16 protein-coding genes are annotated in these 23,608 nt (G+C 35.3%); 8 read left to right on the forward strand and 8 right to left on the reverse strand.

All coding sequences use genetic code 11. From position 1 onward, the window contains the following. Nucleotides 1-48: 48 nt before the first annotated feature. Nucleotides 49-906: a fructosamine kinase family protein gene (locus tag K7G79_RS10815; protein ID WP_223551596.1), complete on the forward strand. Its 858-nt coding sequence runs from the start codon at nucleotides 49-51 to the stop codon at nucleotides 904-906. A 192-nt stretch (nucleotides 907-1,098) separates the two neighbouring features. Further along, on the forward strand, nucleotides 1,099-4,767 hold the full coding sequence (gene purL, locus K7G79_RS10820; RefSeq protein WP_223551597.1) for a phosphoribosylformylglycinamidine synthase: 3,669 nt from the start codon (nucleotides 1,099-1,101) through the stop codon (nucleotides 4,765-4,767). A gap of 77 nt (nucleotides 4,768-4,844) precedes the next feature. Here purL and ppdK read toward each other — a convergent pair whose 3' ends face one another. The 4 genes from ppdK to pflB form a co-directional block, all read right to left on the reverse strand. Further along, a complete protein-coding gene (gene ppdK, locus K7G79_RS10825) occupies nucleotides 4,845-7,574 on the reverse strand; it encodes a pyruvate, phosphate dikinase (RefSeq protein WP_223551598.1) in 2,730 nt (909 codons plus the stop codon). Nucleotides 7,575-7,743: 169 nt separating this feature from the next. Continuing rightward, the gene (locus tag K7G79_RS10830; protein WP_223551599.1) at nucleotides 7,744-9,000 is read right to left on the reverse strand and encodes an OFA family MFS transporter; all 1,257 of its coding nucleotides are present in this window, start codon (nucleotides 8,998-9,000) and stop codon (nucleotides 7,744-7,746) included. Nucleotides 9,001-9,044: 44 nt separating this feature from the next. Beyond that, complete coding sequence (pflA, locus tag K7G79_RS10835; protein ID WP_370634213.1) at nucleotides 9,045-9,797, reverse strand: pyruvate formate-lyase-activating protein; 753 nt, start codon at nucleotides 9,795-9,797, stop codon at nucleotides 9,045-9,047. A gap of 82 nt (nucleotides 9,798-9,879) precedes the next feature. Next, the gene (pflB, locus tag K7G79_RS10840) at nucleotides 9,880-12,105 is read right to left on the reverse strand and encodes a formate C-acetyltransferase (protein ID WP_223551600.1); all 2,226 of its coding nucleotides are present in this window, start codon (nucleotides 12,103-12,105) and stop codon (nucleotides 9,880-9,882) included. 430 nt (nucleotides 12,106-12,535) lie between these two features. Between pflB and K7G79_RS10845 the strand changes: the two genes are divergently transcribed. The 5 genes from K7G79_RS10845 to K7G79_RS10865 all read left to right on the forward strand — a co-directional run bounded on the left by K7G79_RS10845 (nucleotide 12,536) and on the right by K7G79_RS10865 (nucleotide 18,534). Continuing rightward, the gene (locus K7G79_RS10845) at nucleotides 12,536-14,308 is read left to right on the forward strand and encodes a long-chain fatty acid--CoA ligase (RefSeq protein ID WP_223551601.1); all 1,773 of its coding nucleotides are present in this window, start codon (nucleotides 12,536-12,538) and stop codon (nucleotides 14,306-14,308) included. 136 nt (nucleotides 14,309-14,444) lie between these two features. Then, complete coding sequence (locus K7G79_RS10850; RefSeq protein WP_223551602.1) at nucleotides 14,445-14,837, forward strand: hypothetical protein; 393 nt, start codon at nucleotides 14,445-14,447, stop codon at nucleotides 14,835-14,837. A 277-nt stretch (nucleotides 14,838-15,114) separates the two neighbouring features. After that, nucleotides 15,115-15,996 carry an ester cyclase gene (locus K7G79_RS10855; protein WP_223551603.1) on the forward strand — a complete coding sequence of 294 codons (882 nt, stop codon included), beginning with the start codon at nucleotides 15,115-15,117 and terminating at the stop codon, nucleotides 15,994-15,996. 72 nt (nucleotides 15,997-16,068) lie between these two features. Continuing rightward, complete coding sequence (locus tag K7G79_RS10860; RefSeq protein WP_223551604.1) at nucleotides 16,069-17,250, forward strand: DUF1624 domain-containing protein; 1,182 nt, start codon at nucleotides 16,069-16,071, stop codon at nucleotides 17,248-17,250. A gap of 351 nt (nucleotides 17,251-17,601) precedes the next feature. Further along, nucleotides 17,602-18,534 (forward strand): hypothetical protein, encoded by a 933-nt coding sequence (locus K7G79_RS10865; protein ID WP_223551605.1) that lies wholly within the window; start codon nucleotides 17,602-17,604, stop codon nucleotides 18,532-18,534. A gap of 53 nt (nucleotides 18,535-18,587) precedes the next feature. On the opposite strand, the gene K7G79_RS10870 is transcribed toward K7G79_RS10865, so the two are convergent. From K7G79_RS10870 to K7G79_RS10880, 3 genes are all read right to left on the reverse strand, one after another. After that, on the reverse strand, nucleotides 18,588-19,157 hold the full coding sequence (locus tag K7G79_RS10870; RefSeq protein ID WP_223551606.1) for a hypothetical protein: 570 nt from the start codon (nucleotides 19,155-19,157) through the stop codon (nucleotides 18,588-18,590). Between the two features lie 7 nt (nucleotides 19,158-19,164). Further along, complete coding sequence (locus tag K7G79_RS10875) at nucleotides 19,165-20,568, reverse strand: M20/M25/M40 family metallo-hydrolase (RefSeq protein ID WP_223551607.1); 1,404 nt, start codon at nucleotides 20,566-20,568, stop codon at nucleotides 19,165-19,167. Between the two features lie 74 nt (nucleotides 20,569-20,642). Further along, complete coding sequence (locus tag K7G79_RS10880) at nucleotides 20,643-21,494, reverse strand: PPK2 family polyphosphate kinase (RefSeq protein ID WP_223551608.1); 852 nt, start codon at nucleotides 21,492-21,494, stop codon at nucleotides 20,643-20,645. Nucleotides 21,495-21,694: 200 nt separating this feature from the next. On the opposite strand from K7G79_RS10880, the gene K7G79_RS10885 reads away from it, so the two are divergent. Next, nucleotides 21,695-22,447: a hypothetical protein gene (locus K7G79_RS10885; RefSeq protein ID WP_223551609.1), complete on the forward strand. Its 753-nt coding sequence runs from the start codon at nucleotides 21,695-21,697 to the stop codon at nucleotides 22,445-22,447. Between the two features lie 324 nt (nucleotides 22,448-22,771). Here K7G79_RS10885 and K7G79_RS10890 read toward each other — a convergent pair whose 3' ends face one another. Further along, nucleotides 22,772-23,137, reverse strand: a complete 366-nt coding sequence (locus K7G79_RS10890; RefSeq protein WP_223551610.1) for a hypothetical protein — start codon at nucleotides 23,135-23,137, stop codon at nucleotides 22,772-22,774. Nucleotides 23,138-23,608 lie beyond the last annotated feature (471 nt).

Raw genomic sequence — 23,608 nt, forward strand, 5'->3', positions numbered from 1 at the left:
AAATAAAAAGACCAACATTAATCTGTTGGTCTTTCTTATTTTTAGACTATGGTTAACAATTTCAAAATATTCATCTCGAGTATTATAAACGATACTATCACAAAACTAACTCCTGTTGGAGGAGGAGATATTTCAAAAACTTATAAAATTGAATCTTCTAGGCATTCTTACTTTTTAAAACTAAACAACAAAAATGCTTTTCAGATGTTTAAAACTGAAGCAAATGGATTGGAATTAATAAGCAATACAAAAGCCATAAAAGCACCAAAAGTTTATAATTATGGTACTTTTGAAAATACTGCTTACTTACTTTTAGAATACATTGAAAAGAAAACCCCTGCTCCAATAGATTTTGAAAACTTAGGGTTACACCTTTCCAAATTACATCAATGTACGTCAAACAATTTTGGATTTAACAAGGATAATTTTATTGGAAACTTACCCCAAAGCAATAATAAACATAGATCATGGACTGAATTTTACGCAATTGAACGTTTGTCACCCCAAATTGAATTGGCTAAACAAAGTTATTTACTTTCATCTAACGAATGTCCTACCTACGATCGCATTATCCAAACCTTAGAGCCATTATTTAACAACATAAAACCATCACTGTTACATGGCGATTTATGGAGTGGTAACTATTTAATATCAAGAGATGGAATCCCTTACCTCATAGACCCTGCAATTTATTACGGCCATTCAGAGGTCGATATTGCCATGAGTAAACTCTTTGGTGGCTTTGGTAATAAATTCTACGAATCCTATTTTAATCGTATTCCCCAAGACGAACACACACCAATCCGTATTAAAATTTATCAGTTATATTATCTTTTGGTTCATCTTAATTTATTTGGAATTTCTTATTACCAATCGGTGATTTCTATTTTAAAAAAGTACTTTTAGATATTATTGATTAGTGATTATAATGTTATAAAAGCTTTTCTTTAAGCTGTAACCAAAGACTACCATCTGAATTGTTAAAACGACTGTTAAAAAGCTTGTTCACAAACTGCTTAAAAATCAAAAATCCTTAATCAACAATCTAAAATAAAAACGTATTTTTGCATTTTCAAAACGCAACATAATACATCTATAATGATTCATTTCTTTGGAAACACAGATAGCAAGGTTTTTGCTGTTCAAACCACAAAAGAATTATCACCTGAAACTATATCAAAATTAACATGGTTATTTGGCAACCAACCTAAAATAGAACAAGCATCCTTAGATGCTTTTTTTGTTGGTCCGCGTGCAGCCATGATTACCCCATGGAGCACCAATGCAGTGGAAATAACCCAAAATATGGGCATTACAGATATTATCCGCATTGAGAAATTTAAGGCTGTGGCTGAAAATTTCAAAGATTACGACCCTATGATTTCTGAGAAATTCAAAGGGTTAAACCAAGATTCATTTACTATAAACATTACACCAAAGCCTATACTTAACATTGAAGATATAGCGGCTTATAACGAACAGGAAGGCTTGGCTTTAAGTAACGAAGAAATTGAATATTTAGAAGGTGTTGCAAAAAAAATTGGTAGACCATTAACAGATTCTGAAGTATTTGGTTTTTCACAAGTAAACAGTGAGCACTGCCGTCATAAAATTTTTAATGGCACATTCATAATTGATGGTAAAGAAAAACCAACGTCACTTTTTAAACTGATAAAAAAAACATCGGAAACCCATCCAAACGATATCGTTTCTGCATATAAAGATAATGTAGCCTTTATTAAAGGCCCTAAAGTAGAGCAATTTGCACCAAAGCGTGCTGATATTCCCGACTACTATGCAACACAAGAATTTGAATCGGTTATCTCATTAAAGGCCGAAACCCATAATTTCCCTACTACAGTTGAACCTTTTAATGGTGCTGCTACTGGATCTGGAGGTGAAATCCGAGATAGATTGGCAGGCGGTAAAGGCTCTATTCCTTTAGCAGGGACCGCAGTTTACATGACGTCCTATTCGCGATTGGAAGCAAATCGCCCATGGGAACAAGCCTTTAATGAACGTGACTGGTTATATCAAACCCCAATGGATATTTTAATAAAAGCTTCCAATGGCGCGTCCGATTTTGGAAACAAATTTGGACAACCACTTATTTGTGGTTCGGTTTTAACTTTCGAACATGAAGAACAGGCAAGAAAACTTGGTTTCGATAAAGTAATTATGCTTGCTGGTGGTATTGGTTATGGTAAAAAAGACCAAGCATTAAAAGACACACCAAAAGCAGGAGATAAAATTGTAATTCTAGGGGGTGAAAACTATCGTATTGGTATGGGAGGTGCCGCGGTATCATCAGCCGATACTGGTGAGTTCTCTTCTGGTATAGAATTAAATGCCGTACAGCGCTCTAATCCAGAAATGCAAAAACGTGCTTCCAACGCTGTGCGTGGTATGGTAGAAAGTGAAGAGAATTTTATTGTGTCTATTCATGACCATGGTGCGGGAGGTCACTTAAACTGTTTATCTGAACTAGTAGAGGATACTGGAGGAATAATAGATCTAGATGCCTTACCTATTGGTGACCCAACCCTATCGAGTAAAGAAATTATTGGTAACGAATCGCAAGAACGTATGGGATTGGTTATTGCCGAAAAGCACTTGGAAACACTTCATAAAATAGCAGATCGTGAGCGTTCGCCCATGTATAGTGTAGGTGATGTAACTGGAGATAATCGGTTTACGTTCCAATCTAAAACCAATGGTAATACGCCTATGGATCTAGCTTTAGAAGACATGTTTGGTAGCTCTCCTAAAACAATTATGATCGATAAAACGGTGAAACAAAACTACCAAGATGTTAACTATACTACGGATAAATTCCACGATTATCTCGAACAATTATTACAACTGGAAGCCGTAGCCTGTAAAGACTGGTTAACCAATAAAGTAGACCGTTGTGTGGGGGGAAAGGTTGCCAAACAACAATGTGCCGGACCATTACAACTGCCTTTAAACAACCTAGGCGTTATGGCCTTGGATTTTAAAGGAAAGGAAGGGATTGCAACCTCCATTGGTCACTCCCCTATCTCTGGGCTCATCGACCCTATTGCTGGTAGTAGAAATTCCATTACCGAAGCCTTAACCAACATTATATGGGCGCCTTTAAAAGAAGGCTTAAAAAATGTGTCCTTATCTGCCAATTGGATGTGGCCTTGTAAAAATGAAGGTGAAGATGCCCGGTTGTATGAAGCTGTAAAAGCTGTTTCAGAATTCGCTATCGAGCTAGGCATTAATGTTCCTACTGGTAAAGATTCGTTATCCATGAAACAAAAATACCCTAATGAAGATGTTATTTCTCCAGGTACGGTTATTATTTCTGCTGCAGCAAATTGTAATGATATCAACAAAGTAGTTGAACCTGTTTATAAGAAAAATGCAGGTCCTATTTATTATATAAACATCTCACAAGACAGCTTTAAATTAGGTGGTAGCTCATTCGCTCAAATACTAAACAAAATTGGCATTGAAACCCCTACCGTAAAAGATGCCAACTATGTTAAAACAGTTTTCAATATCATTCAACAATTAATTGTTGATGAACAAATAATTGCAGGACATGATATTGCTTCAGGTGGATTAATTACAACCTTACTAGAACTATGCTTTGCAGACAATAATTTAGGAGCTGAATTAGATCTATCTTTATTAAATGAAAAGGATTCCTTTAAATTATTATTTAGTGAAAATGCAGGTATTGTTATACAAACGAAAGATGATTCTATTGAAAAGGTATTATCTGAAGCAGATATAGAGTTTTTCAATATTGGAAAAGTTACTAACAATGATGTATTGAGTATTATTAATGGAACCGATATATTTACATTAACCGTTTCAAGACTTCGAGATATTTGGTACAAGACCTCCTATTTGTTAGATAAAAAGCAAACCGCTAATGGCTTGGCCGAAGACCGATTCAATAATTATAAAAACCAACCCCTACAATATACTTTTCCAAAAAATTTCACCGGTAAACTACCTAGTTTATCAAATCTATCGAAGTCTAGACCGAAAGCTGCTATCCTTCGTGAAAAAGGCAGTAACAGTGAACGCGAAATGGCAAATGCCATGTATCTAGCCGGTTTCGATGTGAAAGACGTACACATGACTGACTTGATTTCTGGTCGCGAAACTTTAGAAGACATCCAATTTTTAGGAGCTGTTGGTGGGTTTAGTAACTCAGATGTTTTAGGCTCTGCCAAAGGTTGGGCAGGTGCTATAAAATACAACGATAAGGCCAATGAAGTGATTAAAAACTTTTTTAAACGTGAAGACACCTTATCTGTTGGTATATGCAATGGTGCTCAATTGTGGATGGAATTGGAGTTGGTAAATCCTGAACATAAAATTCACGGTAAATTAACCTATAATGATTCCCATAAGCACGAAAGCGCATTTACTTCAGTTATAATTCAAGAGAACAATTCGATAATGCTATCATCATTAGCTGGTTGTAGGTTGGGTGTATGGATTTCGCATGGTGAAGGAAAATACAATTTACCATATACTGAAGACCAATATAATGTTTGTGCGAAGTATGCCTATGAAGGCTATCCACATAACCCAAATGGTTCCGACTTCAATACCGCTATGATGTGTGATAAAACTGGACGTCATTTAGTAACCATGCCACATATAGAACGTTCTACGTTCCAGTGGAATTGGGCACACTATCCTGAAGGTCGTAAAGACGAAGTGTCTCCTTGGTTAGAGGCTTTTGTGAATGCTAGAAAGTGGATTGAAAGCCATAGTTAAAACAAAATTCTATAATACATAAAAGCCTAAGTCGATTTTATATCGCTTAGGCTTTTCTTTAAATTAAGCAATAAATTCTACATTTTTGCCTTTATAGCAGCTTGTGCAGATACCAAACGTGCTATAGGTACTCTATAAGGTGAACAGCTCACGTAATCCATTCCTGTGTTAAAACAGAACTCTACAGAACTTGGTTCACCTCCATGTTCGCCACAAATACCAACCTTTAAATTTGGTTTTGTGCTTCTACCACGTTCAGTTCCCAATTTCACCAATTGACCAACGCCTTCCTGATCTAATACTTCAAAAGGATCGACTTTTAAGATGCCCTTTTCAATATATATAGGCAAGAACTTACCAACATCATCACGGGAATAACCAAAGGTCATCTGCGTTAAGTCATTGGTACCAAAAGAGAAGAAATCAGCTTTTTCAGCAATTAAATCAGCCATTAAGGCAGCCCTTGGAACTTCAATCATGGTACCTACCAAATACTCAACTGTATCATTTCGCTCTTCAAAAACGGTATCTGCCGTAGCCCTAATCACTTGTTCTTGAGCCTCAAACTCCTTAACAGTTCCCACTAATGGAATCATAATCTCTGGCTTGCAAATAATGCCCTGTTCCTTCAAGTTAAGTGCTGCTTCAATAATAGCTCGGGTTTGCATTTCGGTAATCTCTGGATAAGTGTTTCCTAAACGACAACCCCTATGCCCTAACATTGGGTTGAACTCCTCTAGTTCTGCCACTTTATTTTTTACCGCTTGCAAGGAAATATGCATGTCTTCTGCCAATTCTTTTTGGGTGGTCAGTTGATGTGGTACAAATTCGTGCAATGGTGGATCTAATAAACGAATGGTTACAGATAGCCCTTCCATAGCTTCGAATATGCCTTCAAAATCTGATCGTTGCATAGGCAACAGTTCCTCTAGAGCCTGTTTACGACCTTTAACAGTATCTGCCAATATCATTTCCCGCATAGCTTTAATTCTATCGACTTCAAAAAACATGTGTTCCGTTCTGGTCAACCCGATACCCTGTGCACCAAAACTACGGGCTACCTGAGCATCCTTTGGCGTATCAGCATTGGTACGCACCTTCATTTTTCCATATTTATCGGTCAATTCCATAAGCTCTGCAAATTCGCCACTTAATTCAGGTTCCATAGTAGCTACCTTACCTTCAAAAATATTACCTGTGGAACCGTTTAATGAAATCCAGTCACCTTCATGATACTCATGACCATCAACAGTTAAGGTTCTGGTTTTATAGTTAATTTTTAATGCACCAGCTCCAGACACGCAACATTTACCCATACCACGAGCCACAACGGCTGCATGAGATGTCATTCCTCCACGAGCAGTTAAAATACCTTTGGCTATATTCATACCCTCCAAATCTTCTGGAGAGGTTTCAATACGTACTAGGATACTATTTTTAAATTTGGCTGCTTCGTCTGCAAAGAACACAATCTTACCTGTTGCCGCTCCTGGAGACGCTGGCAGACCTTGGGCAATAACATGAGCTCGTTTTAATGCTGAAGGATCAAAAATGGGATGCAATAATTCATCCAATTTATTAGGCTCTACCATCAATAAGGCTTCTTTTTCGTTAATCATACCCTCTTTCAACAAATCCATGGCAATTTTTACCATAGCTGCTCCAGTACGTTTGCCATTTCTGGTCTGTAATATCCATAATTTGCCGTCCTGAATGGTAAACTCCATATCCTGCATATCACGGTAATGCTTTTCTAAAATATCTTGATAACCATTAAGCTCTTTAAATATAGATGGCATCAATTCTTCGAGTGAAGGATAGTTTTCCAAACGGTCTTCTTCCTCAATTTTAGCCAATTCCGCCCAACGCTGGGAACCTAATTTAGTAATCTGCTGTGGCGTCCTTACACCTGCAACTACATCCTCTCCCTGTGCATTGATTAAATACTCCCCATTGAATACGTTTTCACCAGTTCCGGCATCACGTGTAAAACAAACTCCTGTGCCAGAATTATCGCCCATATTACCATATACCATGGCTTGAACATTCACCGCAGTTCCCCAATCGGCTGGATAACCATTCATAGTTCTGTAATACACAGCCCTATCACCATTCCAACTGTTAAATACCGCGACAACAGCTCCCCAAAGTTGGTCCCAAGGATTGGTTGGGAAATCATGCCCTGTACGCTTTTTAACAGCTTCTTTAAAATCGTAAACTAAGTCTTTTAAATCCTGAACCGTAAATTCGGTATCCAATTGGATGCCTCTTTTGTGCTTTAGGTGTTCCATAATTTCCTCAAAAGGATCAATATCCTCTTTTGAAGCAGGTTTCATACCTAAAACCACCCCTCCATACATTTGAATAAAACGGCGGTAAGAATCCCAAGCAAATTGTTCGTTATTGGTTTTATTGGCTAACCCAAGCACTACCTCATCATTGATTCCTAAATTCAAAACAGTATCCATCATACCAGGCATGGATACCCTTGCCCCTGATCGTACCGAAATTAATAACGGGTTTTCCTTATCACCAAAACTGGCACCCATTAAATTCTCAATATTGGCTATGGCAGCTTCAACCTCTGGTTTTATCATCTCAACAATTGCAACTTCCCCCAATTCGTTATATTCAGTACAAACTTCGGTTGTAATAGTAAAACCTGGTGGAACTGGTATACCTATAGCGCTCATTTCAGCTAAATTGGCCCCCTTTCCCCCTAAAAGGTTTCGCATTGAACTATTTCCATCGGCGTTCTTATTACCAAATTTGTACACTCTTGTTTTCACTTCTTCTAATATTTCCATGATTTATAATTTTAAAAACATGCGTAAAAGTAGCCCCAAAAAAGTAGTTTTTTAATGATAAAAATCATAGAATGAATAATTTATATGTTCCTTGATTTGCATAAAAAACCATCTTCTCATGATAATGAAGATGGTTTAAAAAAATATGAAAAAATTGATTTATACAGTTCTAAGCAAAACTTATTCCTTTATTTAATTTTTTATACGCATTAGTGACTTCCCTTTTCATAAACATCGCAACTACAAAGGCGACTAAGAACAATCCTGCAAACACAGCTAGAGTTGTATCTAAAGAACCGGTGGTAGATTTAACCATATCGTAAATGGTTGGACCTACTACACCGGCCAATGCCCAAGCAGTTAATACCAACCCGTGAATAGCTCCTAATTGTTTGGTGCCAAATAAGTCTCCTAAAAAAGCTGGTAAAGTTGCAAAACCTCCTCCGTACATGGTAATAACGGTAAATAAAATAACTAAAAAACTTAGTTCCATTGTAATCTTTGGTAGAAAATAAAAGGCTAATATTTGAAATACAAAAAACACAATATAAGTATTAGCCCTTCCCAAATAATCTGAGAGACTAGACCACAAAATTCTACCTAAACCATTGAACACCCCTATTAGGCCTACTATTGCAGCGGCTTCCATAGGACTGTAGTTCAATTTTTCCTGCATCATGGGACTTGCAGCAGAAATTATCGCAATACCACAAGCTATATTAATAAACATCATCAGCCATATGTAGTAAAAACGAGTTGTTTTTAACGCTTCGCTGGCATCTATATTGGCCATATCTGCTTTAACAGTTTTTCCTTCTCTGGGCTGAAACCCTTCTGGCATATAATCTTCTGGTGGTCTTTCAATATATCTTGCCGACAATAAAATGATGAACATGTAAATTACACCTAAAATATAAAACGCATTGGCTACACCAACAGCATCAAAAAGTGATTGCATGATGGGACCGAATATTAAGGCGGCAAAGCCAAAACCCATAATGGCCATTCCTGTTGCCAAGCCACGCCTATCTGGAAACCATTTAACGAGTGTACTCACCGGGGTTATATATCCTAATCCTAGTCCAATACCACCTATTACTCCATAACATATATAGAATAAAGGCAAGGATGCCAACTGTACAGCCAATCCTGAACCCAGTATACCAATACCATAAAAAATTCCAGCTGTTGTTCCACTTACTTTAGGTCCTACTTTTTCAACCCAACGACCTAAAAATGCAGCCGATAATCCCAGCAATAAAATAGCAATTTTAAATGCCCATTTTACAACACTGCCATCTACATCAAAAATAGCCTTTACTGGATTGGTCATTACCGAATATGCATAAACAGAACCAATAGAAATATGTATTCCAACTGCTGAAGCTGCAATTAACCATCTGCTTTTTATTTTTTGTGTATTCATTGCTTATTGTATTTTTACATTGCTATTTGCAACATAGGTTTTATTTAATTTACTTTTACTTCCTTAAAATACTGTTGCAGTATTTGCACGGCCTCCTCCAGTTCCTCTGGTGTATTTTCCCGTGCCTCGTTTAGTTGATAGTCCCATCCCAAAGCCTCCCATTTATGGATCCCCAATTTGTGATAAGGTTGGATTTCTATCTTTTCAATAGTTTTATAATCTTTAAAATACTCGCCCATAGCATGTAATAACTCAGGTTTATGCGTAATTTCCGGAATAAGCACATAGCGTAGCCACATCGATTTCCCTGAGGCTTCACGATACTTGGCAAAATTAAATGTGGTTTCTTTATTCTTAACTCCTGTAATCGATTGATATCCTGCCTCAGTCATGTGTTTAATGTCCAACATCACCAGATCTGTATAGTCATCCAACAACTCTTCGGTAAAATGGTTCAATATCCTACCATTAGTATCAATATTGGTATGTATGCCTTCCTCTTTTAACCTCTTAAAAAAAGGAATTAATGCTTTGGACTGCAGTAAGGGTTCACCTCCCGATACGGTGACACCTCCCTTTTTTCCGAAATAGGGTTTCTGTTTAACTGCCATTTGTACCAATTCCTCTATAGAATAGGCTTTACCTCCATGTGTGTCTATCGTATCTGGGTTATGGCAATACAGGCATTTTAATTTACAACCTTGTAAAAAAACTACCATACGAACACCAGGGCCATCGTGTGTACCAAACGATTCTATAGAATGTACGTGTAATATGTTGTCTTGAGCTTGAATGATTTCCTGTTTTAAATTAGTATCTGAAAAAGAAGCTTTTTACACTTCTATTTTCAGATACTTCTAATTCAAAATATTAAAAATTTTACATGGATTCATGAAATGACCGCGTTATGACTTCCAATTGCTGCTCTTTGGTTAATCTCACAAAGTTCACAGCATAACCGGAAACACGAATGGTTAATTGTGGATATTCCTCAGGATGTTCCATAGCATCCAATAACGTTTCTTTATTTAATACATTTACATTTACATGCTGTGCATTTTTTGAAAAATAGCCATCTAAAATAGTTGCTAAATTTTCAATTCGATCTTCTTCATTAGCTCCCAAAGATTTTGGTATGACAGAAAATGTATTGGAAATACCATCTTGAGAGTCCTTATAATTAATTTTAGCCACGGAATTTAATGAGGCTATAGCACCATTGGAATCACGTCCATGCATTGGGTTAGCTCCTGGCGCAAATGGTATACCTTTAGCTCTACCATCTGGTGTAGCTCCTGTTTTTTTCCCATATGCAACATTAGAGGTTATAGTTAACACCGACATGGTAGGTTCTGCATTTTTATAAACTGGCAGTTGCTTTAATTCGTTATTAAAGTCAGCAACCGCATTAGCCGCTAACACATCTACACGATCGTCATCATTGCCATAGTAAGGAAACTCTCCTTCAATTTTAAAATCTACCGTTAAACCATCTTCATTTCTTATTGGTTTTACTTTGGCATATTTAATGGCTGATAATGAATCTGCAACAATAGATAGTCCAGCAATACCATAAGCCATATTAATGTTTGGATTAGTATCGATTAAAGCCATTTGAGCTTTTTCGTAATAATACTTATCGTGCATGTAGTGAATAATATTCATAGAATCATTATATACATGCGCCACCTGCTTCATGGCTATTTTAAAATTGGTTATAACCGTATCGAAATCTAAATATTCATCATCGCAGGGTGCAATGCCTTCAACCATTTTAGTTCCGGTAATTTCACAACGACCACCGTTAATGGCCAACAATAATGTTTTTGCCAAGTTAGTTCGCGCACCAAAAAACTGAATAGATTTGCCCAATGCTTGATGAGATACACAACAGGCAATACCATAATCGTCTGTTCCCCTACTTTTTCGCATTAAGTTGTCATTCTCAAATTGTAGAGATGAGGTATCGATAGCTACTTTAGCACAGAAATCCTTAAAGTTTTGGGGTAACTCCTCAGACCAAAGAACGGTCATATTTGGTTCTGGGGAAGGACCTAAATTGTATAATGTATTTAAGAATCTGAAAGAGGTTTTGGTCACCTTGGTTCTTCCATCTTCAAACATACCACCAATAGCTTCGGTTACCCATGTTGGGTCACCCGCAAAAATTTCATCATAAGCACCCATTCGTAAATGACGTACCATACGTAATTTCATTACAAATTGGTCAATGTATTCCTGAGCTTCTACTTCACTAATTAGACCTTCTTGCAAGTCGTTTTCTATATATATATCTAAAAAGGTTGAGACGTTACCCAAAGACATAGCTGCTCCATCCTGTTCTTTTACTGCCGCTAGATATGCCATATACGTCCACTGTACAGCCTCTCTTGCATTTTCAGCTGGACGGCTTAAGTCTAAATGATATTTTGCTCCCAATTCCAGCATTTCTTTTAGGGCCTTAATTTGTTCAGATACCTCTTCACGTAAACGGATAGTGGCATCTGTCATTGGTCCTTGGATGTTATTTAAATCGGCTTTCTTGGATTCTATTAAAAAATCGATACCATATAAGGCCACCCTACGGTAATCGCCAATAATCCTGCCCCTTGCATAATTATCTGGTAAACCCGTTAAAAATCCCAGAGAACGGTATTTTTTTATTTCAGCAGTGTAAGCATCAAAAACACCATCGTTGTGTGTCTTTACATATTTAGAAAACAATTCTGTTATGGCCTTATTGGGCTTTAGACCATGTTCAGACAACGCTTTTTGTACCACCTTAAAGCCACCAAATGGTTTCATGGTGCGTTTTAGAAGTTCATCGGTTTGCAAACCAACAATTACCTCGTTTTCTTGATCGATATAGCCAGCATTAAATGCACTAATTGTAGAAATGCTTTCGGTATCTACCGCTCGAACACCATTATTTTTACGCTCTTCCTTGGTGGCTTCTTTACACACTTCCCACAATTTTTGGGTTCTATCGCTTGGACCAACCAAAAAATGATGTGTCCCATAATAAGGTGTGATGTTATTGACCACAAAGTTTCTTACATCAACTTTATTTGTCCAAATACCAGTTTTAAATTCTTTTACTTCCATTACTTATACCATTAATATTTTGAAAAATTCTTTGTAAAAATTAACTGTTCAAAGGTACTTTCAAATACAGATTATAAAACTGACAAAAGTCAGTAAACTCAATAACAGTAATGGATTGAAGCGTTTTTACATTACGAAAACGTTTGAGTTTTTAGATCAAAAAAAACAATTATTTAAACTTTTACTCTAATTATAGAATATATAGCAACGAAAGCTCATTTTATTTATATAGAATGATAGTTTTCAGTTTGTTTTTATTCTTTTTTCACAAAAATTTAAAATGAATAAAAATATTTTCAAAAAACTATTTCACATATTCATCTTAACCTTAAGTCTAACCGTAAGCTTACCCTAAATACCTTTTTAATACTGCTTATTTGAAAATCGGTTTTAAATTTCATACTTTGCATCAACGCATTAAAAATTTCGAATGACAACTATTACACGACTTTTTGATTTTCCTTATTACCAATTAGAACATTGCCCAAACGATGCAGCTTTGGTTACTAAATACAATGGTGAATGGGTAAAAACATCAACCAAGGAGTATATAGATCAAGCAAATGCCATAAGTAGAGCTCTTATAAAATTAGGTGTTAAAAAAGATGATAAAATTGCGGTTATTTCTTCAACGAACAGAACCGAATGGAATATTGTGGACATAGGGGTGCTTCAAATTGGAGCTCAAAACGTACCTATATATCCAACCATAAGTTCTGAAGATTATGAATATATCCTAAACCATAGCGAGTCCATTTATTGCTTTGTTTCAGATATTGAGGTAATTGAAAAAATAAATAAAGTTAAAAGTAATACAAAATTAAAAGCTGTTTATACGTTTGACCTTATAGATGGTGAAAAACACTATTCTGAATTATTTGATCTTGGAGCAGACAATTCCAACCAAGTTGCTGTTGAATTGAGAAAAGCTGAAGTAAACAAGGATGATTTAGCCACTATTATTTATACCTCTGGGACTACAGGAAAACCAAAAGGGGTTATGTTATCCCATTGGAACATAACCAGTAATGTTTTAAATAGCGCCCCAAGAGTACCCCTGTCTAAAGGAGAAACCCGTGTACTTAGCTTTTTACCAATTTGTCACATTTTTGAACGTGTTCTTATTTATGTGTATCAGCATGCTGGTACATCCATATATTATGCAGAAGCCCTTGACAAAATTGGAGACAATGCCAAAGAAGTAAAACCCAATATGATGAGTGTAGTTCCCAGGCTCCTGGAGAAGGTATACGACAAAATAATGGCAAAGGCAGAGGAATTAGGCAGTATAAAAAAAATGCTGTTTTATTGGGCGGTCGGTTTGGGTGAAATATGGGAACCATATGGTAAAAATGGATGGTTTTATGAATTTAAATTAAGCATTGCCAATAAACTCGTTTTTAAAAAATGGCGAGCTGCTTTAGGTGGAAAATTAACCACCATGGTTTCTGGTAGTGCTGCATTACAACCACGGTTATCTCGAATTTTTGGTGCAGCTGGCATGCATATTATGGAAGGCTATGGTTTAACCGAAACGTCTCCTGTTGTTTCTGTAGGCATGATTGCCAATAAATACTATAAAGTAGGAACTGTTGGCAAACCAATAGATGGAGTTGAAGTTAAAATTGCTGATGATGGTGAGATTCTAGTTAAAGGGTCCAACATTATGATGGGGTATTACAAAGACCCAGAAAAAACTGCCGAGGTAATGACCGGAGATTACTTTCACACTGGTGATAAAGGAGAAATTGACAAAGATGGTTTTTTAAAGATAACCGGTCGAAAAAAAGAGATGTTCAAAACCTCTGGCGGAAAATATATTATCCCTACCCTGCTTGAAAACGAATTAAAACAATCTCGTTTTATAGAACAGGTAATGGTAATTGGTGAAGGTGAAAAAATGCCAGCTGCCCTAATACAACCCAATTTCGAATTCTTAGAAGAATGGATTGAAAGAAAACATCATAAGATCGGAGGCACTAATGAAGACATAATCAATACTGAACTTGTATGCTCTAGAATCCAAAAAGAGATTGACATATGCAATAAAAAGTTTGGTAAATGGGAACAAATAAAACGCTTTAAGTTGACTCCCGATGTTTGGTCTGTTGATGCTGGACACTTAACACCAACTCTAAAAATGAAGCGTAAGGTGATTATTGAAAAATACAATGATTTAGTAGAACAAATCTACAGACCTTAAACACTAATTCATGGTTTAATTATTTTCAACAACACCTCTTTATTAATAGATATTCATTAAAAAATTACAACATAATTTAATGAATTAACATTTTTTTCATACATTTAGTTTCAACTAACTAATTAAATTTATTAAAATGAAAACAAAAAAATTTTTGGCAGCTGGTATAGCTGGCGCTGTAGTTAACTTTCTTTTAGGTTGGGTTTTTTATGGTATGTTATTCCAGGACAGCTTTCCACAACCAGAAGAAAACTCAACAACTATGCTTATGATATTTTTAGGATGTCTGTCTCTTGGCTTGTTCATGGCTTACATTTTTGGTCAATGGGCACAGATTTCAACAGGAGGTACTGGTGCTAAAGCTGGCGCCATCATTTCATTATTCATAGCACTTTATTTTGACTTTTTTCAATTAGCAATGAATTCTGATGTTACTTATCAAATGGTTGGACTTGATATTGCTATAATGGTTGTTATGGGAGCTATAACTGGAGCCGTAGTTGGAATTGTAAATGGTAAAATGGGGTAAACCCTTAAATAATTTGATATATAAAGAGCCATACTCTATTAAAGGTATGGCTCTTTTTTCTACCATTGACTAATATTAAAAATGGTTTTTTGTCTTTAATTTTTTTCCAAATTGTAATCCTACTCCCCTAAGACTTTAAAAATTGTAACATCAAAAAGACTTTAATGCCATTTTTATCTATTTCATTAAATTCAATTACAAAAGCAGAATCATTCATAATAATTCATACATCAATTACTTAATAACCGAAACCAATAACAAACTAAAACCAAACAAAATGAAACAATTAATTACCTCTTTTATTTTCTTAGCCTTGTTTCCTATGCATTCTTGTAAAGACTCTAAAATTGAAAACAATATTAAAATGTACACCGAAACCTGGGATCATATTATAAATGATGGCAATTTAGACCTAATTAACCTCTTAAACTTTACTGAGGATATTACACTCATTACAAGTCCTGAAAACGTCGTTGGGATTGAAGATTTTAAGGCCTACTATTCGAACTTTATTAATGGCTTCTCTGATGTGTCCTTTACTATTATAGATGTTTTCGGGCAAGGAGATAAAATCGTAAAGCATTGGCATTACAAAGGAACGCACACTGGAGATTTCTTTGGTATTCCTGCTACTGGAAAAACCGTAGACATAGAAGGTAGCACTATTGTAAAAATGAAGGATGGAAAGATTGCCCAAGAACAGGACTTTATGGATAACCTAGTTTTTATGGGGCAACTTGGTCTAGATCCATTTTTAAACCCAGACAACGTTATAACCATTAGAACACTTTACGACAATTTTGCTAAGGGAGATATTGAATCTGTTGGGGCAGTTATGGATGAAAATTTAATATGGAACGAAGCTGAAAATTTTCCTTATGCCGATGGAAATCCATATAAGGGATTTAATGCTGTCGTAGATGGTGTTTTTTCCAGGATTATGAACGATTGGGAATATTGGAACCTATCTAACCTAGAATTCCACGAAATGACCAACAATAAAGTCTTGGCATCTGGGAGGTATGAGGCCAAACACAAAAAAAATGAAGCTGTTATAAATCTGCAAATGGCGCATTTATGGACACTTAAAAATGGTAAAATAATTTCCTTCCAACAATTTGCAGATACTAAAGGTATTTCCGATGCAATGACCCAATAAACGTTTTATAATAAAAATCTTAATGATATTTGGGAACAATAATTTATTCTACCTATAAATTTAATTTGGGTTATGACTTTGGTTAAATCAACTAGAATTCAATCTATAGATATCCTAAGGGGGGTGGTTATGGTCCTTATGGCCCTGGACCATGTTAGGGATTATTTTCATTTCGACGTTGTTATCCACGATCCTACAGATATTGAAACCACAACACCTTTTTTATTTTTTACTAGATTTATTACTCATTTTTGTGCCCCAGTATTTGTTTTTTTAGCGGGTACTTCTGCATTTTTATATGGCAGCAATAAAACCAAGCCTAAACTGTTTATATTTCTATTTACCAGAGGTATATGGCTAATCATCTTAGAGATTATACTCAATAGTCTTAATTGGACATTCGATCTTTCCTATAGTTTTGTTGTTTTACAGGTTATTTGGGCCATTGGCTCGAGTATGGTTTGTCTATCTTTTCTTGTTTTTTTACCTCGAAAACTAATTGCAATTATTGGTTTTATATTAATTTCTGGACATAATATTTTAGACAATATAACCATGCAAGGCAGTAGTTTAAAGTCGGTTATCTGGTACATGCTTCACCAAGCCAATGGAATTACTGTTGGCGATAAGTTTATATATTTTGCTTACCCTGTTATACCCTGGATAGGATTAATTGCTTTAGGTTATTGCTTAGGTTCATTATTTACAAAAGGGTGTAGTTTGGAAAAACGAAAAAAATGGTTACTACGTTTTGGAGTTGGGGCCATTATATTTTTTTTTATCATACGCAGTATAAACAGTTATGGCGACTTGGTACCTTGGAGCCATCAAGATACATCAACAAAAACCATTTTATCATTCTTTAATGTGACCAAATATCCACCTTCCCTATCATATCTTTTGATTACAATAGGACCTTCATTACTGTTTTTATATTGTATTGAAAATGTTAAGAATAGGATATCTAATTTCTTTTTGGTTTTTGGGCGTGTGCCATTATTCTATTATTTTTTGCATGTATTCGTAATACATACTACAGCCATTATAGGTATTATTTTATATAATGATAATGGTATAGAATTATTACTTTCTATACATGGAAACCATCTGCGAGGATTAGCAAAATATGGTTATTCTCTTTTTACAACATATATTGTATGGATAGTCATCGTTATGTTACTCTATATACCTTGTAAAAAGTATATGATATACAAGGCAAACAACAAAGACAAATGGTGGTTAAGTTATTTATAACAACCCTTTATGATTCAAAAATACGAAGGATTAAAACATAGTGTGGGCGTATTAGGTCTTTCTGCCAACACCAATAACATTATTGTGGGTGCTGTTATTTTGGTCTAACTAGCTGCAATTCCTACTGGAGCTATGCTAATTATTTACTCATTAGTATCATTAGTTGTAATTTGGTTATGTTACTCTCAAAATAGAAAACCAACAGAGTTCAAAATACTGTGAGTCTTGCTTTTATAACCTTTAGGCGTTATATACCTCTGTATTTGGCTTTTAAAGAAAAGTTAATAAGCTCATATATACCATTTATGAGATAATGTTTATATTAGTGAATAATCTCATATTATTTTTTAAGTGCTAAAAAAAACAACTTGTTTACTTTATACATGTATTACCCTTGCTACTTTTGGACAAGAGAAATTGGGTTATAAAGAAGAATTGCTTACCAACACCAAAGCTCATAATAGATATGCCAGTTACAACAAAGAAGGTTCTAAAATTGTCTTTGAATCGAACCGTGATGGGCATTGGCAAATCTACACCATGGATAAAAATGGTGAACACCAAAAACCATTATTTAAAAGCAATGCTAATGATAGGCGTCCATCATGGCATCCTTACAAAGACATAGTACTGTTTGAGTCTGATAGAAGTGGCACATCCGAAATTTACACCTATTCCTTTGAAACCAATACAATAGATAAAGTTCCTATAAACTTAGAAGGGCATAAATCCTTTGCCCGATTTGCTCCAAATGGTGTTCAAGTCGTGTTTAGCCACAAAGAACGTGTCGATATTTTTGATATTTATATGTGCTCTAATAAGGGAAAACGCTTAAAAAAAATTATTTCAAACAAACACATTAACCTCTACCCAAACTTTACACCAAGAGGAGATAATGTTATTTATTATTCCAACAGAAATACACAGGGCGAAAGCAACATTATTTATACATACAATATAATCACTAAAGATAGAGATAGGCTTAGTTATTTTAAAGACCATAGTGAATACCCTAATTGGTCTAATGTTAGGGGTACAAGAGTTGCTTATTCTGCTAAGGTTGATGATATGACGCATTCTGAAATATTCATCATGCATAACGATGCTAGACATAAAACTCAAGTCACCTATAACGCCGTTGAGGATATTTTACCTGTCTGGTCACCTAACGATATTAACCTATTGATTACAGGTTATAGAAATGGCCATTATCAAATATGCAAGATTTTTCTAAAAGAGCCGCTAAGTGATAAAAATAAGCCTCTACACCATCAACAAATTTAGGTTATAGTTACAGTGCACAAAATTTAGTTGACAGAATCTTAAACAAATTTAAGTTATTCCCTTAGCTTACCAAAGAATACATTAACCTTAGAATTAAACGGATTTCCTGAAGCCCTTCTTAGCATAACCACTTGTCCACAATGCCACAACGCATCAGCTATAGGTCCATTTATAATATTCCAAAATGGGAATCTGTCGTTATCGAATTTCGATAAATCTTCCATTTGTCTTAAAATATCAGAAGCCTTCTTAATACTTAAAAGGGTTTGTTTCCGTTTTTCTTCAAAAGTCAATTCCTTTTTTTCACTCCTACCCTTATCTTCAGATATATTCCCCAAAATAAAATTACATAAACCTAAAATATGGTCTATAGTTTCCTCTGTAGTCCTACCAGTTTCACTTGGTTTATAGCTTAAATCCTCTGGCCTTAATCCTTCGGTTGCCCAATAGTAACGAAACCCCAAGCCGTCAACCATTCTTGAAGCTACAGTTCCTGCGGTATAACTTTCGGCATGTTGAGGAATTTCATAATAAGGTAATTTCTCATCTTGCTGCGCCATAACAAACACCGTTAGCATTAAAGCTATTGGTAAAATGGGTTTCTTAATTTTTTTTAATTCCATATCCTTATTAATTTTTTAACGGATTAACCATTGTTTTAACACCATACTTATCGAACAAATATACTAAAGCAGTCATTGTTGCTGCACCCAATTCCAGTTCACGCTTATTAACAGCATCAAAAGTATCGTTACTAGCATGGTGATGATCAAAATAACGCTGAGAGTCTGGTCTTAATCCTGCCAACACATTTGCATTGGTTTTTAAAGGGCCAACATCTGCACCACTACCTCCTTTTTCAAAAAAGTGAATTAAATAAGGTTTAAATAAATGCTGCCAGCTCAAAACCTGATTAAAGGCTGCATCGGTGCAATCAAAACTAAACCCACGAGGCGTAAAACCACCTGCATCACTCTCAAGAGCAAATACATGGTTCTCTCCTTTCTGCCTGGCTTCTTCGGCATATTTATTGCCCCCGCGTAAACCATTCTCTTCATTCATAAACAAAACAACCCGTATACTACGCTTTGGCTTAATGCCTATTTCCTTTAATAGCCGCAATACCTCCATAGACTGAACGACACCCGCACCATCATCGTGAGAACCATCTCCTAAATCCCATGAGTCTAGATGTCCTCCAACAATCATATACTCATTTGGAAATTCATTACCTGTAATCTCACCAATAACATTATAAGACAGTACATCTTTTAATTGCTTACAGTTTTGCCTAAAAAAGAATTCAATTGATGGATCCAATTTTAACATAGTACTTAATAGTTCTGCATCATTGGTACTTATAGCTGCCGAAGGAATACGCTTATCAACGGGTAAATTCTCATAGGTCATACTTCCAGTATGGGGTAAATCATCCAATCTTAAATTCATCGAGCGTACAATAACGCCAACTGCTCCATATTTGGCAGCTTGTAAAGCCCCCTCGTATCTCTGATTGACACAGCCACCATAGGCTTCAAATGTCTGGATTACATCAGGCTGCATGGGGCGGTTGTAAAATACAATCTTACCCTCCACTTTTTCTTTACCCAAGGCTTTCAGTTCCTGAAAATCATGAACTTCAACCACAGCTGATTTTAAACCAAGTGGTGGTGTAGCAACAGAACCACCCAAAGCACAAATATTAACCGTAGTGGTTCCTTTTGCCGACTTAATATAAGCATATTCTTTAGCTCCCCGAACCCACTTTGGCACCATTACAGGCTGTAACCACACGTTATCCAACCCAAGTTTTTCAAGTTCTTGCTTGGTATAAGCCACAGCTCGTTCAGCACCCAAAGACCCAGACAAACGACTACCTATTTGATTTGAAAGGTAATTTAACCAGTCGTAGCTCTTACCATTAGTTAATGACGATTTATAAATGTTTTTAAATATTTCCTCATCCGTTTGTGAAAACAGGTTGGTTGTAAACAATACACAAAAGACTAAAATAGCGGTTCTAATACATCTCATAAATGGGTGTGTTTTTGAAATATCAAATCTATTATTTATAAACCTATCATTTCTAAAAGAAATCACAAAACTTGTCATTCATTTTGTAAGTGTTCCTTGTAAAAGGCAATATTTGCTTTAATATTGTCGTCTAATTCTGGTTCTTTAATATCGGTGTACTGTATTAAGGTATCAAATAAAATTTTGGCCACTAAATAACGTGCTGTTGGTTTGTCATCGGCTGGAATAGTATACCAAGGTGCATATGGTTTTGAGGTTCTATTAATAGCGTCTTCGTAACACGTTTGATAATTATCCCAAAGCTTGCGTTCCTTAAGATCTCCCGGCGAAAATTTCCAGTTCTTTTCCTGCTTGTTTAATCGGCGTAATAATCGGTTTTTCTGTTCACTTTTAGACAGGTTTAAAAAGAATTTAAAAATAAGAGTTCCATTTTCTGCAAGGTGTCTTTCAAAGTTATTGATCTGCTCAAAACGCTTATCCCAAAAGGCTTCATTTATATCGTCAACCGAATTGACCGACGGGATATTTTCGTCTAAAATATACTCAGGATGCACCCTGGTCACCAAAACATTTTCATAATGGGTTCGATTAAAAATGCCAAACTTGCCTCGTTCTGGCAATGCAATATAATGGCGCCATAAATAATCATGGCTTAACTCTAATTCGGTAGGCACTTTAAAACTATGCACATTAACCCCCCTAACATTAAAATCCTTAAAAACTTCACGTACCAAACTATCCTTGCCCGCAGTATCCATTCCTTGCAAACACACCAAAACAGCATATTTGTTATGGGCGTACATGGTATTCTGTAAATCACCAAGTTGCTTCCTAATTACCTTAAGCTGCTGTTTGGCATCATCAATAATAACTTTCGTTTTAAGATGTTTTAAAGTGATTTTTGAGCTTACTTTATATTCATCCATTTTTCATCATTTATAAAGGTTTAAATATATAAAATACAAACGGTTTTATAATTTATCTAATTGATAGTCTTTAGTTAATAAATCCTATGGTTAAAAAAATAATGCTATAGTTTGTTTTAACTTTTCGATGAACTGCACATAAAAGTGTATTGTTTTTATTACATTCGTCCTACCTATTTATGTAATGAAACCAAATCTAAATGAAAACTTTTTATTTATTTCTCCTGTTGTTAGTTTGTTTTATTGGTTATGCACAACCCAACTGTGATGAAGCCAATGCGTATCTTGTTAATGCTTATTCGCATGTCAAGGATGCTTATGACTCCAACAATATTAGTCATTTAAAATATTATGCCGATCGCTCTTTAAAATCTTTTAAACTGTCCAAAAACACTCTAGGAGATTGCGGTTGCGACAAGGCCTTAACATTGGCCAATAAAAGCATTGACCTATTGGCAAAGGTAGACGGTGTTACTACCTATGAAGATGGGCGCTTTTTTGTAAAGCAAGCCAGAGAATTAAGCAAGGAAAGTGTTATTGAAATTGACAAATGCTCGGTTGCCGAATACACCGAACCTATTGAAACCCAAGCGGAGGTCAGCATTCTTTCCGATTTAGAAAAAGAACAGCTAAAATTAAAGCAACAGCAAGAAGCCTTAAAACAAAAGGAAGAGGAGATAAAGGCCAAATTGGCAGAGCAACAGGAACAGGAACTTTCTTTAAAAAAGAAGCAGCTAATTCAATCTTACAAAAATGCCATAGCTCTAAACGTAAAAACCTATAACAGCACTTTAGATATTTGTAATTGCAAACATGAGGTCTTAACTGTCAACAGCAGCACGGAGACTTTAGAAACCGAAAGCTTGGAAGCCATAAAAAACCATTTTAACCATGCCATAAAAACTTTGGCCTCAAACTATATGGCTCAGTTGGAATTGTGTGAAACGAGATAATATTTTTATTTGTGTTTTGAATTTCAATGAATTTTTTACTTAACGGTCTGGATATGAACCGTAGCTTCAATCCATCCCTTTTTGTTTTTCTATTTTTTAAAAATAGGAAAAAACTTTCTTAAATGCCCTAGGGAGCTATGGTTTATGTCTTTTGTTGTTAGCAGTTTTTATTCTTTTTCATTTATTGATTTCAGAGTGTACTTGTCATAAGCTATTAAGTCAAACACTTTCGATTCTCCTGTATTCAACCACTTTTTATAAATCAATTTTCCGTTCATATAAACATAAAGTTCGTTGTCCTTTGTTTCTTTTTTGAAAACCATTTTATCCTTGCCAAACTGAAAAATCAGTTACTATTCTATTTTCGTTAAACTTGATAGTCAAACTTCCAGTATTTATCCCGTGTTTTGACATTCCTAAATAATATCTAAAGTCCATTTTGGTTTCTGAATCTGGTTTTCCCAATAGTTCTATAATTTCCGTTCTGGTCTTACCAATCAGTTCGTGATTATTTCTCAAACTGTTCATCATATCCCAACGAAGTGACAGTTCCGATTCAGTTTCTGTCCAGTTTTTCCACTTTTCAGAATCAAATTTTTCGTGAGATATGTTTCCTTTGAGCACTAATCCGATTAGAATTATTGCTCCAAAAATCAGAACTCCATATTGTACTATTTGCTTATAGTTCATTTCAAAAAAAGAGAGTTGGGATTAAGAAAAAAAATAAAAACATTATTGGATACCAAATGAATAATGGGATGATAGTCCAATACCATTTATGTTTAATTATTAAATCGCTGTTCCAAACTAAAATTATACCTGCAATAAAAAAGAGCCAACCAAAATATATTCCATAGGGAATAGACGAGATAATAATACCAGCTAGTAATATAATTTTACTTGCTAATGTCTTTCCACTATCTTTTTTTGATATGATGTTCAAGTCTCTATTCAAATGACCCGTCCTGAATAAAGGCTACATAATTTTAAACATTATGTACAAAAATGACAAAGTTATCAGACGGTATTCAGAACCTTTTAAACTGAAAATTTTAGACGAACTTACAACTGGAAAATTAAACAAGTATCAATTAGGTAAGGCTTATGGAATTGCACCAACCACCATTAATGAATGGATTAGAAAGTACAACCGTAAAGACC

The organism is Aestuariivivens sp. NBU2969, assembly GCF_019931125.1.
Taxonomy (GTDB): Bacteria; Bacteroidota; Bacteroidia; order Flavobacteriales; family Flavobacteriaceae; genus Aestuariivivens; species Aestuariivivens marinum.

What these genes read in the sequence shown, in the direction of transcription:
- ppdK (WP_223551598.1), bottom strand. Translation starts at nt 7,574, where the DNA reads ATGGAAATATTAGAAGAAGTGAAAACAAGAGTGTACAAATTTGGTAAT.
- K7G79_RS10850 (WP_223551602.1), top strand. Translation starts at nt 14,445, where the DNA reads ATGAAAACAAAAAAATTTTTGGCAGCTGGTATAGCTGGCGCTGTAGTT.
- K7G79_RS10815 (WP_223551596.1), top strand. Translation starts at nt 49, where the DNA reads ATGGTTAACAATTTCAAAATATTCATCTCGAGTATTATAAACGATACT.
- pflB (WP_223551600.1), bottom strand. Translation starts at nt 12,105, where the DNA reads ATGGAAGTAAAAGAATTTAAAACTGGTATTTGGACAAATAAAGTTGAT.
- K7G79_RS10855 (WP_223551603.1), top strand. Translation starts at nt 15,115, where the DNA reads ATGAAACAATTAATTACCTCTTTTATTTTCTTAGCCTTGTTTCCTATG.
- K7G79_RS10880 (WP_223551608.1), bottom strand. Translation starts at nt 21,494, where the DNA reads ATGGATGAATATAAAGTAAGCTCAAAAATCACTTTAAAACATCTTAAA.
- K7G79_RS10875 (WP_223551607.1), bottom strand. Translation starts at nt 20,568, where the DNA reads ATGAGATGTATTAGAACCGCTATTTTAGTCTTTTGTGTATTGTTTACA.
- purL (WP_223551597.1), top strand. Translation starts at nt 1,099, where the DNA reads ATGATTCATTTCTTTGGAAACACAGATAGCAAGGTTTTTGCTGTTCAA.
- K7G79_RS10830 (WP_223551599.1), bottom strand. Translation starts at nt 9,000, where the DNA reads ATGAATACACAAAAAATAAAAAGCAGATGGTTAATTGCAGCTTCAGCA.
- K7G79_RS10890 (WP_223551610.1), bottom strand. Translation starts at nt 23,137, where the DNA reads ATGAACTATAAGCAAATAGTACAATATGGAGTTCTGATTTTTGGAGCA.
- K7G79_RS10845 (WP_223551601.1), top strand. Translation starts at nt 12,536, where the DNA reads ATGACAACTATTACACGACTTTTTGATTTTCCTTATTACCAATTAGAA.
- K7G79_RS10885 (WP_223551609.1), top strand. Translation starts at nt 21,695, where the DNA reads ATGAAAACTTTTTATTTATTTCTCCTGTTGTTAGTTTGTTTTATTGGT.
- K7G79_RS10870 (WP_223551606.1), bottom strand. Translation starts at nt 19,157, where the DNA reads ATGGAATTAAAAAAAATTAAGAAACCCATTTTACCAATAGCTTTAATG.
- K7G79_RS10860 (WP_223551604.1), top strand. Translation starts at nt 16,069, where the DNA reads ATGACTTTGGTTAAATCAACTAGAATTCAATCTATAGATATCCTAAGG.